At 53.7% G+C, this 15,377-nt stretch carries 19 protein-coding genes; 10 read left to right on the top strand and 9 right to left on the bottom strand.

Annotated elements, in window-relative coordinates; genetic code table 11:
• The first annotated feature begins 5 nt into the window (after positions 1-5).
• Both IEV98_RS15990 and IEV98_RS15985 read left to right on the top strand, forming a co-directional pair.
• Positions 6-3,251, top strand: a complete 3,246-nt coding sequence (locus IEV98_RS15990) for a SusC/RagA family TonB-linked outer membrane protein (protein ID WP_188507025.1) — start codon at positions 6-8, stop codon at positions 3,249-3,251.
• 5 nt (positions 3,252-3,256) lie between these two features.
• Complete coding sequence (locus IEV98_RS15985) at positions 3,257-4,642, top strand: RagB/SusD family nutrient uptake outer membrane protein (RefSeq protein ID WP_188507024.1); 1,386 nt, start codon at positions 3,257-3,259, stop codon at positions 4,640-4,642.
• Between the two features lie 76 nt (positions 4,643-4,718).
• Here IEV98_RS15985 and IEV98_RS15980 read toward each other — a convergent pair whose 3' ends face one another.
• The 7 genes from IEV98_RS15980 to IEV98_RS15950 all read right to left on the bottom strand — a co-directional run bounded on the left by IEV98_RS15980 (position 4,719) and on the right by IEV98_RS15950 (position 10,383).
• A complete protein-coding gene (locus IEV98_RS15980; protein ID WP_188507023.1) occupies positions 4,719-5,021 on the bottom strand; it encodes a hypothetical protein in 303 nt (100 codons plus the stop codon).
• Positions 5,022-5,025: 4 nt separating this feature from the next.
• On the bottom strand, positions 5,026-5,562 hold the full coding sequence (locus tag IEV98_RS15975) for a MauE/DoxX family redox-associated membrane protein (protein ID WP_188507022.1): 537 nt from the start codon (positions 5,560-5,562) through the stop codon (positions 5,026-5,028).
• A gap of 5 nt (positions 5,563-5,567) precedes the next feature.
• Entirely contained in the window at positions 5,568-5,798 is a 231-nt protein-coding gene (locus IEV98_RS15970) for a hypothetical protein (RefSeq protein ID WP_188507021.1), read from the bottom strand.
• Positions 5,795-6,223: a hypothetical protein gene (locus tag IEV98_RS15965; RefSeq protein WP_188507020.1), complete on the bottom strand. Its 429-nt coding sequence runs from the start codon at positions 6,221-6,223 to the stop codon at positions 5,795-5,797. Before IEV98_RS15965 ends, IEV98_RS15970 begins: the two co-directional genes overlap by 4 nt.
• 4 nt (positions 6,224-6,227) lie before the next feature.
• Complete coding sequence (locus IEV98_RS15960) at positions 6,228-7,154, bottom strand: hypothetical protein (RefSeq protein WP_188507019.1); 927 nt, start codon at positions 7,152-7,154, stop codon at positions 6,228-6,230.
• Positions 7,155-7,247: 93 nt separating this feature from the next.
• Positions 7,248-8,228 carry a helix-turn-helix transcriptional regulator gene (locus IEV98_RS15955; RefSeq protein WP_188507018.1) on the bottom strand — a complete coding sequence of 327 codons (981 nt, stop codon included), beginning with the start codon at positions 8,226-8,228 and terminating at the stop codon, positions 7,248-7,250.
• Between the two features lie 73 nt (positions 8,229-8,301).
• On the bottom strand, positions 8,302-10,383 hold the full coding sequence (locus IEV98_RS15950) for a peptidase domain-containing ABC transporter (protein ID WP_188507017.1): 2,082 nt from the start codon (positions 10,381-10,383) through the stop codon (positions 8,302-8,304).
• A 94-nt stretch (positions 10,384-10,477) separates the two neighbouring features.
• On the opposite strand from IEV98_RS15950, the gene IEV98_RS15945 reads away from it, so the two are divergent.
• Entirely contained in the window at positions 10,478-11,101 is a 624-nt protein-coding gene (locus tag IEV98_RS15945; protein WP_188507016.1) for a rhomboid family intramembrane serine protease, read from the top strand.
• A 6-nt stretch (positions 11,102-11,107) separates the two neighbouring features.
• Here the strand turns inward: IEV98_RS15945 and IEV98_RS15940 are convergent, their stop codons facing one another.
• Positions 11,108-11,326, bottom strand: a complete 219-nt coding sequence (locus IEV98_RS15940; RefSeq protein ID WP_188507015.1) for a hypothetical protein — start codon at positions 11,324-11,326, stop codon at positions 11,108-11,110.
• Positions 11,327-11,464: 138 nt separating this feature from the next.
• On the opposite strand from IEV98_RS15940, the gene IEV98_RS15935 reads away from it, so the two are divergent.
• Positions 11,465-11,776 (top strand): helix-turn-helix domain-containing protein, encoded by a 312-nt coding sequence (locus tag IEV98_RS15935; RefSeq protein ID WP_188507014.1) that lies wholly within the window; start codon positions 11,465-11,467, stop codon positions 11,774-11,776.
• Positions 11,777-11,966: 190 nt separating this feature from the next.
• Positions 11,967-12,299, top strand: a complete 333-nt coding sequence (locus IEV98_RS15930) for a helix-turn-helix domain-containing protein (RefSeq protein WP_188507013.1) — start codon at positions 11,967-11,969, stop codon at positions 12,297-12,299.
• Here IEV98_RS15930 and IEV98_RS15925 read toward each other — a convergent pair.
• On the bottom strand, positions 12,288-12,584 hold the full coding sequence (locus tag IEV98_RS15925) for a hypothetical protein (RefSeq protein WP_188507012.1): 297 nt from the start codon (positions 12,582-12,584) through the stop codon (positions 12,288-12,290). The genes IEV98_RS15930 and IEV98_RS15925 overlap by 12 nt on opposite strands.
• Before the next feature lie 129 nt (positions 12,585-12,713).
• Here IEV98_RS15925 and IEV98_RS15920 point away from each other — a divergent pair, with 129 nt between their 5' ends.
• The 5 genes from IEV98_RS15920 (at position 12,714) to IEV98_RS15900 (ending at position 15,322) form a co-directional block, all read left to right on the top strand.
• Positions 12,714-13,352 carry a DUF6266 family protein gene (locus tag IEV98_RS15920; RefSeq protein ID WP_188507011.1) on the top strand — a complete coding sequence of 213 codons (639 nt, stop codon included), beginning with the start codon at positions 12,714-12,716 and terminating at the stop codon, positions 13,350-13,352.
• A 73-nt stretch (positions 13,353-13,425) separates the two neighbouring features.
• Entirely contained in the window at positions 13,426-14,079 is a 654-nt protein-coding gene (locus IEV98_RS15915) for a DUF6266 family protein (protein ID WP_188507010.1), read from the top strand.
• Between the two features lie 37 nt (positions 14,080-14,116).
• The gene (locus IEV98_RS15910) at positions 14,117-14,626 is read left to right on the top strand and encodes a DUF5675 family protein (RefSeq protein ID WP_188507009.1); all 510 of its coding nucleotides are present in this window, start codon (positions 14,117-14,119) and stop codon (positions 14,624-14,626) included.
• Positions 14,627-14,937: 311 nt separating this feature from the next.
• Positions 14,938-15,165: a hypothetical protein gene (locus IEV98_RS15905; protein WP_188507008.1), complete on the top strand. Its 228-nt coding sequence runs from the start codon at positions 14,938-14,940 to the stop codon at positions 15,163-15,165.
• Positions 15,152-15,322 carry a hypothetical protein gene (locus IEV98_RS15900; protein ID WP_188507007.1) on the top strand — a complete coding sequence of 57 codons (171 nt, stop codon included), beginning with the start codon at positions 15,152-15,154 and terminating at the stop codon, positions 15,320-15,322. The genes IEV98_RS15905 and IEV98_RS15900 overlap by 14 nt, the downstream gene beginning before the upstream one ends.
• The last annotated feature ends 55 nt before the right edge of the window (positions 15,323-15,377 follow it).

Below are 15,377 nucleotides of genomic sequence, written 5' to 3'. Positions count from 1 at the left end.
TCACCATGAAAAGAATAAAGTGTCCGCTAATAGCAATAATCACGTTAATCGCTGCTTTTCCCGTAGCGGGTTACACCCAAACCACGCGGGCGGTCGATGGTACGGTCTATTCCGGCCGGACCAGGCAGCCGATACCCGCTGCAACGATCACCAGTAAAGCGACGGGGATGGTGTCGGCATCCGATAGTGCCGGCCGTTTTGCGTTTTCAGGCTTGCCCCATACAGATACATTGAGCGTAGCGTGCCTTGGGTATGAAAGTCGCGAAATCTTGATAGCCGGTTCCGGCAAAGGTTCCATCGAGGTGTTGCTGGAGGAATCCATCAAACATATCGATGAGGTGGTAGTAAATACCGGTTACCAGACATTGCCAAGGGAAAAGGCCACGGGGTCCTTTACAAGTATTGACAACAGTCTGTTTAACCGGAGCGTAAGCACCGACCTGATAAGCCGGTTGGAAGGTGTGACAAATGGGCTGGCTTATGAGCTGCCGAACACGTCAGCAAGGGGCGAGCCTGCCGTTAGCCCTGACTTACGGGTACGGGGGGTCAGTACCATCCGCGGCGAAACGGGGCCACTGATCGTAGTGGATAACTTTCCTTACGAGGGCGATATCGCTAATATCAACCCAAATGATGTGGAGCACATCACCGTACTGAAGGACGCTGCCGCTGCTTCAATATGGGGGGCACGGGCTGGCAACGGTGTGATAGTCATCACCACCAAAAGCGGCTCCCTGTCGCGCAGACCCCAAATCAACGTAAATACGAACATCAGTATCGCCGAAAAACCGGACCTGTACTACTCAAGGACATTCTTGCCTCCCGCTGAATATGTAGCGTTGGAGCGTGTCCTTTTTGATAAAGGGTTGTATGCAAAGAATGATTGGACAGCCTATACACCTGCTATCGATATTCTCTTTGCCAGGGATGAAGGGGCTATAGACGGGCCGACGGCGGATAACCGGCTCACTGAGCTTAAGCAATACGACATTCGTGACGGGGCGGCGCGGCACCTCTACCGCCAGAGTGTGAACCAGCAATATGCCATAAACATCAACGGCGGTTCCGAAAGGCACCGGTATTACGTTTCGGCCGGGTTTGACAACAATGCTTCGAATCTCATCGGCAACAATAGCAAGCGGGTTACCGTAAGCGCGAGAAGTGATTTCGAGCCATTGCCTAAACTCAACATCAATACATCGTTCAATTATATGCAGGGGCGTGCTACAACCAATGGGATAAGCCTGAGCGAGCTTACCCCGACGGGCATGGGGGATCCATACGTATATATGCGATTGGCTGATGAAGAAGGCAATGCGCTTCCCGTCGTGAAAAATAACAGGTTCGGATATGCCGAGAGGGCCAGTGAAATGGGATTGCTGGATTGGCACTACCGACCCCTCGATGAGCTCCGTATGGGTGATAACACGTCTACCACCCAGGAAACAAGGTTAAACAGTGCAATACGCTACCAGTTGCTAGGCGGATTAAGTGCCGAGGCACGTTACCAATACCAAAGTACCGTCGGTGCTGCCAGAAACCACTATGTAGAGGAAAGCTATACGGCCCGCCATGAGATTAACCGGTTCACGCAGACTGATGGCTCGCGCCCGGTTCCCCTTGGGGGGATCTTGGACCGGTCGAACCGATCCTTTTCATCCCACTATGGTCGGTTCCAGCTTGATTTTAATGGCCTGTTGGCCGATAGCCATCACCTTAATGGACTGGCCGGAGTTGAAATCAGGCAGGAACGCAATGAATACCATGGAGCTTCCCGGCTCTACGGTTATGTCGATGACATACTCGCCCACGTGACCAACCTCAATTTCGATACCCCGTTTCCGGTGCGCCCGCGGTTATCTGGCCGTATTCCAAATGGCAATACCTCAGGTACGCACATTATCGACCGTTTTGTATCGTATTATGCAAACTTAGGTTATACGTACAATACTAAATACATTTTCTCGGGAAGCATAAGATGGGATGCCTCGAATATCTTCGGTGTGGATTTCAACCAGAAGGGTGTGCCCCTGTGGTCAGTCGGCGCGGCATGGAATGCAAACGACGAGACTTTTTTTGACGCTGATTGGCTAGATATGGCTAAGCTGAGAATTACATACGGTTCTAATGGAAATGCGGTACGATGGCTTTCATCACTTCCCTACATCTGGTATGTGGGCTCGAACAATATTACCGGATTGCCTATGGGGACAATGCGCAGTGTGGGTAATCCTGATCTGAGCTGGGAGCGCGTCAATACCATCAACCTTGGGCTGGATTTTGGACTGTTTGGTAGGCGGGTGACCGGTAGTGTCGAGCTGTATGAAAAGCGGGCCACTAACTTAATCGGCGAGTACGCGTTTGATCCCACTGTCGGGATTTTTCTTTCAGGGATTTCGTACAACCTCGAGAACCGTAGGAATTACGCCAATTTGAACACAAGTGGTGTTGATATCGAATTGAACACGGTAAACATTGATCGTGCCTTGCGATGGGAGACCACGGTGCTGTTCAGCAAGGTAAGGAATACGGTAACAAACTACCGGAATCCCCGCGAGCCATTGGCCACGGATTTCTTCGGGTCGGTAGCGACCATGCCATTGATCGTAGGCCGTCCTATTGATCAATTGTATGCCCTGCCTTGGTATGGGTTGGATGGCGAGACAGGAGCCCCGCAGGTGATGGTAGACAATAAGTTAAGCACGGATTACAATGCCTATTTCAATGGCTTGACGCAAGAAGACGTGATTCGGGCCGGTGTTTCCATGCCGCCTTATTTCGGTTCGCTGCGTAACACGTTTACATGGCGGTCATTTTCGGTCAGCGCGAATATCCTTTGGAAGGCTGGCCACAAATTCAGACGTAGTACAATCCTTTATGGAAACTTATTTGGCGCTGCAAAGACAACCCATATCGACTACTTGGACAGGTGGCAGCAGGCAGGCGACGAGCTGTATACCAATGTGCCTTCCATGCCCGAGAGTGCAAATGTGAGACGCGACCAAGCCTATATGTGGAGCGAAGCGGTCCTGGAAAGGGGTGACCATATACGGTTGCAGGATATCAGTTTGTCATACGCACTGCCGCGGGACTACACACGCAGAATCGGCCTTTCCCAGATCAGGCTCTACGGCTATGCGAGGAATTTGGGGATACTATGGAAATATACCGACTATGATGTGGACCCCGACGTAAGGTCGATGTATCCCAATCCGCTACAACTATCATTTGGTTTGCAAATTCAATTATGAAAAAAATGAAGACAGTTAAGAACAGCATCCCTGTAATATTACCGATGGCGGTTGCCGTCTTGTTGCTGACCGCCTGTATGAAGGACTTCCTCGACATCAAGCGCGATAAGACACAGGTCATACCCGTCACGCTGGAGGATTACCGCTCGGTGTTCGAGAATCAGGCGATGAATTATAACTATCCGGTCATAGGCGAGATCGGAAGCGATGACTACTACATAACCGCACAGCAATGGAATGCACTTTCCGATCCCGTACAAAGGAATGCCTACATATGGGCGGATGATATTTATCAGGGCGGGACGGGGATGGACTGGAATCGATCCTATGAAAGAGTCTTGTATGCCAACTTCGTGCTGGAGGGAGTAAGTGAGATAGCGGAGACTCCTGCCAATAAGGCGCTTCGAGATGAGGTCATCGGAGCGGCTCATTTTTTCCGGGGCATGAACTTTTTCCTATTAGCCCAGCTTTTTTGCCGGCAATACGAGCCAACGACAGCAGCGGGTGACTTGGGTATACCGCTGCGGACAACCTCAAACATCAATGTCCAATATAAGCGGGCGTCATTGGCTGATACCTACGGCCAGATAATCGATGATTTGGAAATAGCTGCTCGCCTTTTGCCACCCGTCATGTCGTTGAATACCCGGCCCTATAAAGCGGCGGCTATGGGTATGCTGGCGAACGTTTATCTTCAGATGGGCGATTATCCGGCTGCGCTGGGCTATGCTGATAACGCGCTTTCATTGGCTTCCGATATCATCGACTATAGTGAAATCGACGCTTCCTTGAACCTGCCATTTCCGCAGTATGGCCGGGAGAATAAAGAGATTGTATTTTTCACTATGATGAACAACGCCTCGATACTCGCAAATGCAAGGCTTACCGTAGATAGCGTGCTGTACAATTCATATGATATGCATGACTTGCGCAAACAGGTATTCTTTTTTGATAATGTAGGCAGGATTACATTTAAAGGGCATTATTCCGGTTCGAACACGTTTTTCTTTACAGGCTTAACCTCTCCCGAATTTTTGTTGGTACGTGCGGAATGCAATGCGCGGCTTGGTAATATAGCAGCGAGTGTGGAGGATTTGAACCGGTTGCTTTCCAAACGGTTCGAGCCGCAGCTCTTCGAGCCGGTTAGCGAGGATATCACGCAGAGCGAACTCATCCGGTTGGTACTTTCCGAGCGGCGGAAAGAGCTGATCTACCGGGGCAGAAGGTGGCACGACTTGAAACGGTTTGGTAATGACCCAACGCTCGAAGAGTCGCTGGTTAGGGTATTAGACGGTACAGCATACACATTGCCACTGGCGAGTCCACGGTGGGTGTGGCCATTGCCGCCGGATGTGGTCAATCTGGGCGGCCTAACGCAGAACGACAGGTGATAAAAAAACAGCAAAGCAAATAGGTACGTCTGCGAAAGAACACCTGCCTATTGCTTTGCTGTGGTTGAAAAGGCACTTACGGCAGGTCTCTCCACGCCTCGTTGCGTGGGGTGGTGGGCTGCAAGTCCTCTACATAAGTTGCACCGTCGGTTGTGGGATCGTATTCGATCGCGCACATTTCGTCAAGCGGTGTGTTTAATTCGCAATCGCTATCCGGGGCCTCAATTTGTGCTTTGATTTCATGCTTTCCAGCAGTTGCGTCAAATTCAACCAGATGCCATTGGGACTGCTCTTTAGTGGCCAATTTAAACGACATCGTCGTCAATCCAATCACCACAGCCATTACGGCTACTAAATTCACTTTGAATACCTTTTTCATTTTTTTAAGGTTTTACTGTTCGAAATAAAAAATTATCTATCCGTCTTTTGGCCGACACGCCCTCGGCAGCGGTGCCCCCGGCTCCGCTGCCTTGATTTCGTATGCGTAAGGATAATAACAGGCCGGCGATGGCCAGCAGTAGAAAGCCGAGGTTGAACCAGAAATGGGTCATCCACGTCCATTCGCTGTTGAACTTGCTGCAAAAGCAGTCAAAGGATACCCAACCGGCAAATAGCGCGGCTGCGATATATCCGGTAAACGTGAGCAGCATGGCCGCTGAAAGGAGAAAGCCCCAACGATTGGTTTTCGGGATAACCAGCAATGCGATCGCGGCGACCTCGGCCAGCGGCAGAAGTACGATAAACGTATAGCCCAGCCAGTCCGGGAAATCATGCTTCAGCATACCGTTTACAAACGCCTCACGCTCAAAAACCTGGTCATAGAGCGCTACCAGCCAAAGCCCCATGACAGCCATCGTGGCTAAAAAGCGCCACAGGTTCAAGCCTGTGATGGGACCGCCGTATGTGAGTTCGATTTTCATGCCTGCTATCGTTGTGCGGGTTTATATTTTATCCATAGGGTATCGGCTTCTACCATGTTTTCCTCCCCCAGCGAATCCGGGCAGCCGCAACCCTCATCCGACTCTTCGTAGGTGAATATCGGAGGTTGTTGGTGCGCATGCGGGTCTTCCCGGTGAAACACGGCGGCCGCAATCGCCACACCGGTCATGAAGACCACGATGTGGGAAACGATGAATGCTTTTGTGTTCGTTTTCATAGCCAAGCGGTTAGATATCGTGTGTTTGGGGTGCTTTTTGAAAGGAATATCCCCCCGAAGCTGATCAACAGCAAGGTGCCCATCTGTAAAAACACATCGGGCGAGACCCAATCTGCGCCCCAGGCCAGTCCGTGCATGGTGGTTTGGATGGAGAATAGGAAGAAGGCAAGGAATAGCCCGATGAGGTTGGTCTTGGGAATCAGCAGCAAGAGAACCGTTGCAGCGGCCAGCAACGGTTGCAGGCCGAGCAGCGCGTAGCGGAACCAGCCAAGGAACGTATGCTGGATCATGGAGCAATAATAATCCGGTAGATTCGCGGCGATTTTATAGAAAAAGAGCCCCCAGTACGCCGCGACCAGCAGGGTGCACAGGATCAGTCCGGTGATCCGTGTACGGTGCAGCCATATGTTCTTTTTTTGCTTCATGATATCAGCGTGGCATCGGATAGACCAGCCGTTGTTTTTTTGGCGCGTGCAGGGGAGTGAACCGGGCCTCGATGGCCATCGGCCCATAGGCGGTGGTCAGCGTTTCCCAATCGTTCGGAGCTAGCGGCATCAGGATACCGTCTTTGCCCAGCTTCTTGTCGCGGAAGCGGCGCAGCTCATAATCGGGCTGCAGGATGCCGTTGACGATCCCGGCTAGGTAGCGGAGCGGCTCCGGCTGCCCGTTGGGAAAGGCCATCGCCTCGCGCTTGCCGTACCGCAGAAAATAAAACTCAGCATCTTCCCCTTCGCAACAGGCGGTGTAGCGGAACTGTTCGCCGTCTTTATCCAGCCCCTCGGAAACCCAGCAAAGGAATTGCTCCAAGGGCGCTGTGTAGCTGAGGTCGTAGACCCACACATCGATTTCTTCGGTGAGCGTTTCCTCGGGGCGGCCGCCTTCAAAGAGGTTGGTCTGCACCCAACGCACGCGGTCCCACGGGCCGAGCATTTCAAGGGCACCATCCAGCGAACCGGGGAGGCCTGCATCGAGGTAAAAGGCTGCAAACAGGCCATCCAGCCATTGCATCAATACCGGGTCATGTACAATGGGGCAGCGCGCGTGGCGTATCCACGCGTGGTGGTAGCGCCATTCAACGGCGCCGTTGCGCAACAGGAGGTAGGCCACACGGCCTTCCGGGCGGGTCGGGTCGGAAAGCCGGATGACAAACGGATCGGCATCCGGATTGGCAGTGACCTGTGGGCCGAGGGGAATGAACGGCGACAACAGCAGCAGTTCCCTGTCCTGATGACCGAGCTGGAGGTACTTCCGATAGTGACCGATCATCTCAGGCGTGGTAGCCGGAATGGGCGGGAGGGTCTCGGCTCGTGCGATGATGGCTCTTGCTTTAATGATGGTGTCTTTTTCATTCTTCATGAAAGCAAAAGTAGGTCGGGCTGGGGGCGCACCCTTGACTTATCTGATATGAGAATTCTTGATTTATTTGATACTTTCGAAGAAGTAGGTAACTTACAAGATGTCTATTGGCGACGCGCCAAACCGCGCTTTATAAGCCCTACTGAAATGTGCGGGCGTCCATCCTAAATACCGGGCCACGTTGGCCGGCTGGTCGCCTTCCTGCAGCAATTGCACGGCCAGTTCCAGTTTCTGCCGCGCGATGTAGCTGCCGATTGGTTCACCGTGGTGCGTTTTGAATAGCTTACGCGCATAGACGGCCGAAATCCGGAATTGCTCCGCCACGCTGTCGGCAGAGACCGGTGTGCCCTGCAAAATGCATCGGTCGATGGTTGCTTTCAGCTGCCCGGCCCATTCCGCATCGACGGCTTTTCCTTTGGCGCGGCCGTGCAGGGCCTGGTAAGCAATGAATACCAGTTCAAGCGAAAGGTATATAATGGCCTGCTTGCGCTTGAGGAACGTGGCCCCCGGCGCGCGCAGAAACCGAACGATAGCCCCCGCTGAACCGTCCTGCATGGAAAGTTGGGGGCTGGTGGCATGTGCGGCAAGCCGGGCTTTCACGGCGTGGATGACCGTGGCCTCCATACCCAGCTCCGGGCTTTCTTCGCGGAACAAGGCCTGCGGTTTGTGCACCACGTAAAATATACGGTGCGTGCCTTCGCGGAAGCGGCACGCATACCGGCCTGCGGGGAGGTAGCTCACCCGGTAGTGGTTTTCCGTTGTGTATACCAGGGGTTTCCCTGCCTTGCGTGTGGCAATCTCCAACGTACCCCGCAGCAGGTACAGCCAATAAAGGTCGTGCCGGGGGCAACGGATGGGGATGGACGTATCCGCCAAATGTGCTTTTACTTCAATATAGCTGACGTAAACATCGGGCAGGTCATAAGCTTGCTCCACCACTTGCCAATGCGGATGCTGCCATACACCGTGGTGGGCACCGGGTAGCCTGTAGCGGCAGTGTGCCAATGCTTCAGCTGTTGCCTTGCCGTGATCGGCGAGGTTGGCTCCATCGGCGATCTGTATGGCGGGTTGCACGGCGGGGGGTGTTTATGCCGGCCCGCGCATCGCCCCCGGGGCATCACGGGAGGTCAGGCACGGGCCCGGCGGGTTAATGGATAGGGAGTTGGGGCTGTCTTTCATGTATTGGGGTAAGGTGGATGTGGTGGTCGGCGATGGCGAGCGAACGCGGACGATGGCTGATGAAAATAATGGTGATGCCCTGTTGGCGGCACGCTGCCAGGCACCGGTGCACTGCGGCTTCGGCTTCGGCGTCGAGCGAGGCGGTGCCTTCGTCGAGCACGAGTACTTGCGGCTGCTTGTAAAGCGCCCGGGCAATGGCGATGCGCTGGCGTTCGCCGCCGGAAAGTGTGGCACCCCGTTCGCCAATCGGTGTGTCCCATCCCAGCGGCAGGGCGTTGATGAAACCCGTCAATCCGAGATCGTCAAACAACGCAGCCAACCGATCAGCATCGGGCATGGCGGGGGCACAGACATTTTCGGCGATGGTGCCGGCCGTAAAGTCGAGGTGTTGGGCCACAATGCCCATGCGCCGCTGGATGGTTTCCAGGCCGATGAGGTGCAGCGCGTGGCGCCCCAACCGGATGGTGCCGCTGCTCGTTGGATAGCGCTTGGTAAGCAGGTGCACCAGGGTGCTTTTGCCCGAGCCGCTCTCGCCGGTAACCACGGTGATGCGGCCGGCGGGAAAATGGCAATCCAGTGCCTCGAACACCGGAAGCCCGCGGTGATAGGCAAAGCAAACGCGTTGGAAGTGGATGTCGCCGATACGGTCGGGCTGGAGCAGCGTGGCGTGATGCGCTTCGGCCGGTGGTATGGTCTGCAGGTCTTGCAGGTGTTCGTTGGCCACGCGGGCATCGTGCCAGGTTTGGCTGAGGTGCGCCAGTTGGTAAGCAGCCCGATGGAAATAGCCACTGAGTGCATATACCGCCAGCACCTCGCCCAGCGTTAGGGCGCCCTCAAGTACCAATGCACCACCTATCCACAGCAGCGCCAACGTGGTGCCTTGTGCGATGGTATCTGCGGCGGTTTCTGAGAAAATCCGGTTCAATCCCGAGTGATAATCTGCGTGCAATACCTTGGCTAACCGGCTCTCCAATTTGGTGGCGGCAAGGGCTTCCGTGCCGGCGAGGCGGTGTGTGCCAACGGTGTGCAGGGTATGCGTGAGCTCGGCTTCAAAACCGGCCTGTGCGGCAATGAGCCGGTACTGGCCACGCCGGTTCAACCGGCTGGCGAGTAAATGGCCAACAAGGTAACATACCATAGCGCCCGCAAAGAGTAGTGCCAGCTGGTAATGACTGCTTAGCAGTAGGGGCAGCAGAAGGACAACAGTAAATAAGGGCGTGGCACATTGGATTGCTAGATTGCACGCAAACTCGCGGAGCCGCACCGCGTTGCCAACACGCGTAAGGAGTTCGCCAGTTCGGTAACGGTCGAAAACCACTAATGGAAGACGCAAGAGATGGCGGCAAAAGCCGCCGATAAGACGCGCGTCGAGCTTGCGACTGATGCGCAATAGCAACAGTGACTGCCATGTTCTGGCCGATTGTTGGAGGCATAGATTAGCCAGCATGACTACGCCAAGTGCCAGCAGCAAGCCCCCAGCCGCTTGGGGTAACACGTGATCGGTTATTGCGGCGACAAAAAAAGCGCTTGCGTAGGAGAGCATCGCGTAGCAAGCGGTGGCTATAATGGCAGCTCCAACCGCCCTGCGGTGGGGATAAAGCAGTAACCAAACCTGCCTGAGCAACGGTGGCTGGCCCTCCTGATGGCCAAAGGCGGCTTTGGGCATCAGCAAGATCAATGCCTTTTCCCACATGATATTGAAGGAACTGCGGGTGTAGCGGCAAAACTTCCCTGTAGCGGGATCCATCACACGGACCCACCGGGCACTCACGTGGCATATCACCACATAATGCGGTAGTGCGCCTTGGTCCGTAAGTAGTGCCATGCATGGAAGCTGTGCTTCTGCAAGGTGCTCGTCCGCAGCGCGTATAGCCGCATGTTCGAAACCCAGGGTAGCCGCAGCGTGCTCGATATCGGCGATGGCGGCTTGCCCGGGCGGTAGCAGCAGCCGTACCTCCGCCAGTGAAATGGCACAACCGTAATGGGTGGCAATAGCCGCCAGGCAGGCCGCCCCACAGTCGTGTTCGCCCTGTTGTTGAATAGGTTTCATGCCTATGGGTTTGGTAGTTAAAAATTAGGTTCGTATATTTGTTTGAAACAAGCCGCTGATTTTCAGCATCAATTATAACTTTAACACGAAAATTATGATTCCGCAGTTTAACGAGGCTATCGTTAGCTACTTATTTTTGGCGCTGGTGTTTATGACCAGCGTAGCCGGTTTTTTCCATCGCTCATTTTATTATGCCAACGTTTTCCAGCCGGGCCAGGTGTTTGCCGGTAAAAGGCCGTGGACGTTGGTCACATCCGCGTTCATTCATGGCGGATGGCTGCATTTGTTATTCAACATCGGTGTTTGCGTTTTTTTCATGACCGAGGTGGAGTATATGCTGGTAGACGACTTTGGATTCCCCGTTGCGAGCGGTGCTTTGTGCTTTTTGGTGGTAGGCACCGTATCTTTTTGCAACCTGATGGAAGGGGTACGTTTGCGCAAGCAACCCGCCGCGTCAGCCGTTGGCCTATCCGGGTTTGCATTTGCGATGACCGTGTTTTTCTACATTTACTTTCCGCTGGATACTTCTCCCGGGATGCCGTGGATGAAGGCTTACCATTTTGCCTTTGCCATACCGGCCGGGTGCGCGGTGGCATGGTTGATGAAATTGCAGACAAACCACCTGGTGCACCTTCTCGGCTGTGCAGCCGGTGCGATAACCGCCGTACTTATACGTCCGGAAATAGTCAGCGAATTATGGAACCACTTTGGTGGATGAGATGGTTTACAGAAAGAAGAAGCCAAGTCCGATTACTCCAAAGAACTGCATGCCGATTAATGCCTGCCCGGCCTTCCACGCGCCGGCATTCGGGCGGCGGGCCCCACCATGCATCGATTCTTTTTCGGCGTTGCCGATAAGCATGGTCCCTGCGGGGATGCGTAAGGTCTGCTCAGTTTGTTGTGTTTGCTTTTTCATGATCTTAAATTCGAAAGTCGCCTCCATTGACGACCTTACAAAGGTCAGTTGTTTTTATTTAAATATTTATTATTCAGTTAGTTATATGAGTACTCGCGGTACTGAATTAGTGGTTTTTTGAGAACCGTGGGTTCTGAATTTGTAGTCAGAAAATTTGCATGTATCATGGAAGATGTGTATAACCTCCCTACACTCGGCGAACGGATCAGGTACATCCGTAAAAAGAAAAACTATGTACAGGATGGAATCGCGCTCAAGGCGGGAATCACACAGAAGGCGCTGTCCAAAATCGAGCTAAACGAAACCAATCCGTCAATTTACCGCATCTACCGCATCGCTGAAAGCTTGGAGGTGGATGTGTATATGTTGATTCCGAAGGAGCGTTGGAACGCGACATATACCGCTTATGGTATATTCGGCAAGTTGTTCATAGGGTTACTGAAATGGGCAAGAAGGGGAAAAGATCAACGGCGATAATGGCCAAGCGGTAATTTTGTAAAGCGTTGGCAACGGGCTATCTTAGCATGCAATTGATAACCCGCCATCTCATTTGGTGCGGCTGCTTTGTCCCGAAGGCCGGGGCTGTCTGGAAGACCTTACGGTCGGCCACCTGGCCAGGGTAGGCAGCTGCCGGGCATGCAGTTGTGTGGCCTAAACATCTACTGTTATGTTAAAGCAACTAGAACGCTGCGAAGCTTACCTGGCTTCTATTGATCGGAAATTAGCCTTTATTGCTGAGCGTTTCCCCTTGGAAAAACTGGATCAGGTATTCGACATGGTATGCCAACATCCCCCAGTTGCATGTAATACGCCTGAACCCGATCCATTGTACGATGCCAGCTATGCGGCCGACCGGATCGGTGTAGTAGACCGAACCCTATATCGACTTACCGGCAAAGGAAAGCTGCCCATTGATTCTTACGGAGATAAGGGAACGCGGCTATTCCGCCACAGTGACATCGAGCGGTGCCGGCGGTATTACCTCGGGCTACAGCCGTAAATCGGTAGCGCTTCGCTGCGGCTCGCCCCGCGCTTGTAACCCGCTTCGGACTTCGCTCTGGATTGCGACCGGGCGGGGTGTGTACTGGAACTGGATTTGGTTTGGCGGCGCCAATTGGCGGGCAGACCAAGTCCAGTTGGGGTTCAATTGCTTCACCCAATCAGACCCGAAGCGGTCTCCAACACCACCCCTGCGATAAGCCGATGCCATCCGGTGCGCCGACCGTGTACGGCACCTGTCATCTTCCCGGCAGCATCCTGACAGAATCATTGGAATTCCTGTCATAGTACTGACTATCAGTTATTTGAATTTGTTTATTTGCCTGAAAGCTGTTTACGTTTGTGTCGTCGGCGTTGGGCTGTCTCTGGACAGGACGCCGGCACTGAATGGAAGTTAAACATAAAATAAAATACAATGGCAAAATTTCTTAACGGTGCAATAGGCACTTTTTCCGGAAAGGTAGGCAGCATCATCGGGAGCAGCTGGCGCGATATCCACTACATGCGCGGCCTGCCCAAGAAGCGCACCAAACCGTTTACCGAGGCGCAGTTGGCGCAGCAACAGCGGTTTGGGCTGATGGGTAGGTTTCTCCTCCCGTTGAAAGGACTGTTTGAAATCGGTTTCGCCAAGGCGTATACGGGCGGGTCTACACTCTTCAACCTTGCGATGGGGGAAAACTTACCGGCCGTAACGGGCGAATACCCCGATTTCACCATCGACTACAGCAAGCTGCGGTTTAGCAATGGTGGCCTGTTGAAGCCGCGGGGTGTAACCCTGGTGGCCGGCGAAAACGACGTGACTGTCAATTGGCGGCCGTCTGTGACCGTCTTTGACGGTAAGGCGGACGATGATGTGTACGTACTCCTGTACGATCCCGAGCTGGCGATATTCTACACCTCGGATGAGGTGGTACAGCGTTCGGTCGGTCAGGCGGTCATCGCGGTGGACGATGATACGGTGGGCCACCAAGCCGAGGTGTGGCTGTTTTGCGTAAGCCGTGATGGTACGCAGATCTCCGATACGGTGTATGGTGGGACGGTGGTATTGACGTAGTTCCTACCGGCTTTTTTGGTTAAACCGCGAACCGGGGCGAGACGCCCCGGTTCCTTAAAATGAAGAACGAGCAATGGCAAGATTACTGGATTTATTGATGTTTTCGGGTACGGTGGGCGATGTGGTTGGCTGCAAGGGACCGCATGGCTTTTACATCCGTAGCCGCCCCCGCAGATCGGACAAGGCGCCGTCGCCCAAGCAACAGGAGGCAAGGGGTAAACTGAGCTTGGCCATGGGCTTCCTGAAGCCCCTCAAGGAGATGATCTATATGGGATTTGCCGGGGCACATGGCACGCGCTCCAAAACCACGGCCATGAATGCCGCAGCATCCCACCTGCTCAACTATGCGATGGAAGGCGAATTTCCGGACATCACGGTCAACCCGGCTGCCGTAAGGCTGAGCCGCGGCACGCTGATGCAACTGCCAGACGCGGTACTTGAACAGACCGGATCGGAGATCACGGTGACGTGGTTGCCTTTCGTTTCACCGTTCAGTGGCCATGCCGACGACTGCGTCATGGTTGCCTGTTATAACCTGCAGGAACGGTCGGTAACGGTTGGCAAGGCGGTGCGTAGCGATGGATTGGCCACGCTCGATCTTTCGGAGCTTCCGGTGGATAGCACCTCATTGATCTACGTCTGTGTGGCTGACCGCGACCTAAAGCGGTTTTCGAACAGCCAGTTTTTGGGGAGGGTTGATATGGGTTTTAGTCTGCACCGGTCATAAACCCATTGGGGAGTTGGTTGGATTTAATAATTTGATTATGAATGAACTAAAAATAACTAAAATTGTTCGGGTGGCGCAGGGGAAGCACAGTACCCTCAGCCACCTCTACATCGGTAGCCTTTTCGTCTGCTACCTGCTGGAAGACTCCATCCGCGAGGAGAAGATACGGGGACTGACCTGCATCCCCGAAGGGGAATATGGACTGCGGCTCAACCCGTGGGCGGGTATGAATGCGCAATACGGGGTGAAATACCCGAAGGTGCACCGTGGCATGGTGGAGATTACGGGCATCCCCGATTTCGATTTGGTGTTCATCCACATCGGCAACTACCACACGCAGACTGCGGGCTGTCCGCTCACGGGGTCGTACTGGCAACTGCTGAATGGCGATTACCAGGTGCTGCATTCGGCTGTGGCCTATAAGTACGTGTATGGCTTACTCGTGGCGGAAATGGATAAAGGGAATGACAGGATAGTGGTTTACAACCAGTGCTCCACGACTGGATCCGGGCTTCCCAACTCAACCAGCTGCTTAGTAAGCCCATAAGAAACCTAGTGGCGTGAGCGGAGCGAGCGTTACAGTTTCGTTGGGTTGCTAACAGCACCCCCATCCTAGGTCGTGTCTGCGCTGGTTGTAAACCGAATGGGGGCAGGGGTAAGGGTTTTTTCCAACACCCCAGCTGCTTACCAAGTCCACAAGGAACCTAGTGGCGTGAGCAGAGCGAGCGTTGCAGTTCCGTTGGGCTTGCTAAACAGCGCCCCCATCCCATAAGGAAACTAGTGGCGTGAGTGAAGCGAGCGTTACCGTTCTATTGAGTTTGCAAGTTATTTACAAAAAATTGATTACAAATACAAAAAATGAAAACAATTAAAGAAACCGTTGAGCTTCCCGAAGCGGAGAAGCCGACATTATACGACAGGATCAAAGGGGGGCTGGCAATGGCCAGCCAGCTCATCATCGCTTCGCCGCTGAAATTGCCGCCAAAGGTGGTTGCAGTGGCCAAGTATATGGCGCTGGCCTTGGGGATACTCGACGCCGTGACTGCAGCGAACCAAAAAAGGGAGGACGGTGATGAAAGCGAATAACATTCAGCTCGGCATCGGTACCGGTGGCGGCACGCTGCTAAGCATGCTTGCTCAGCTGGGCTTGCATGACGTACTGAAGACGGCCATACTCGCTGTGATCGGTGCGGTCGTCAGCTTCGTGGTGACCTGGATGCTGCAGTGGCTCAGGCGTCGGTAATAGCCGATGCGGAGTTGACAAGAGCGGATGTATCGGCGTGACGGTACATCCGTTT

This window comes from Parapedobacter pyrenivorans, from assembly GCF_014636865.1.
Lineage (GTDB): Bacteria > Bacteroidota > Bacteroidia > Sphingobacteriales > Sphingobacteriaceae > Parapedobacter > Parapedobacter pyrenivorans.
This window is presented reverse-complemented; position numbering and strand designations above follow the sequence as displayed.

What these genes read in the sequence shown, in the direction of transcription:
- IEV98_RS15990 (WP_188507025.1), top strand. Translation starts at nt 6, where the DNA reads ATGAAAAGAATAAAGTGTCCGCTAATAGCAATAATCACGTTAATCGCT.
- IEV98_RS15985 (WP_188507024.1), top strand. Translation starts at nt 3,257, where the DNA reads ATGAAGACAGTTAAGAACAGCATCCCTGTAATATTACCGATGGCGGTT.
- IEV98_RS15980 (WP_188507023.1), bottom strand. Translation starts at nt 5,021, where the DNA reads ATGAAAAAGGTATTCAAAGTGAATTTAGTAGCCGTAATGGCTGTGGTG.
- IEV98_RS15975 (WP_188507022.1), bottom strand. Translation starts at nt 5,562, where the DNA reads ATGAAAATCGAACTCACATACGGCGGTCCCATCACAGGCTTGAACCTG.
- IEV98_RS15970 (WP_188507021.1), bottom strand. Translation starts at nt 5,798, where the DNA reads ATGAAAACGAACACAAAAGCATTCATCGTTTCCCACATCGTGGTCTTC.
- IEV98_RS15965 (WP_188507020.1), bottom strand. Translation starts at nt 6,223, where the DNA reads ATGAAGCAAAAAAAGAACATATGGCTGCACCGTACACGGATCACCGGA.
- IEV98_RS15960 (WP_188507019.1), bottom strand. Translation starts at nt 7,154, where the DNA reads ATGAAGAATGAAAAAGACACCATCATTAAAGCAAGAGCCATCATCGCA.
- IEV98_RS15950 (WP_188507017.1), bottom strand. Translation starts at nt 10,383, where the DNA reads ATGAAACCTATTCAACAACAGGGCGAACACGACTGTGGGGCGGCCTGC.
- IEV98_RS15945 (WP_188507016.1), top strand. Translation starts at nt 10,478, where the DNA reads ATGATTCCGCAGTTTAACGAGGCTATCGTTAGCTACTTATTTTTGGCG.
- IEV98_RS15940 (WP_188507015.1), bottom strand. Translation starts at nt 11,326, where the DNA reads ATGGAGGCGACTTTCGAATTTAAGATCATGAAAAAGCAAACACAACAA.
- IEV98_RS15935 (WP_188507014.1), top strand. Translation starts at nt 11,465, where the DNA reads ATGGAAGATGTGTATAACCTCCCTACACTCGGCGAACGGATCAGGTAC.
- IEV98_RS15930 (WP_188507013.1), top strand. Translation starts at nt 11,967, where the DNA reads ATGTTAAAGCAACTAGAACGCTGCGAAGCTTACCTGGCTTCTATTGAT.
- IEV98_RS15925 (WP_188507012.1), bottom strand. Translation starts at nt 12,584, where the DNA reads ATGACAGGAATTCCAATGATTCTGTCAGGATGCTGCCGGGAAGATGAC.
- IEV98_RS15920 (WP_188507011.1), top strand. Translation starts at nt 12,714, where the DNA reads ATGGCAAAATTTCTTAACGGTGCAATAGGCACTTTTTCCGGAAAGGTA.
- IEV98_RS15915 (WP_188507010.1), top strand. Translation starts at nt 13,426, where the DNA reads ATGGCAAGATTACTGGATTTATTGATGTTTTCGGGTACGGTGGGCGAT.
- IEV98_RS15910 (WP_188507009.1), top strand. Translation starts at nt 14,117, where the DNA reads ATGAATGAACTAAAAATAACTAAAATTGTTCGGGTGGCGCAGGGGAAG.
- IEV98_RS15905 (WP_188507008.1), top strand. Translation starts at nt 14,938, where the DNA reads ATGAAAACAATTAAAGAAACCGTTGAGCTTCCCGAAGCGGAGAAGCCG.
- IEV98_RS15900 (WP_188507007.1), top strand. Translation starts at nt 15,152, where the DNA reads ATGAAAGCGAATAACATTCAGCTCGGCATCGGTACCGGTGGCGGCACG.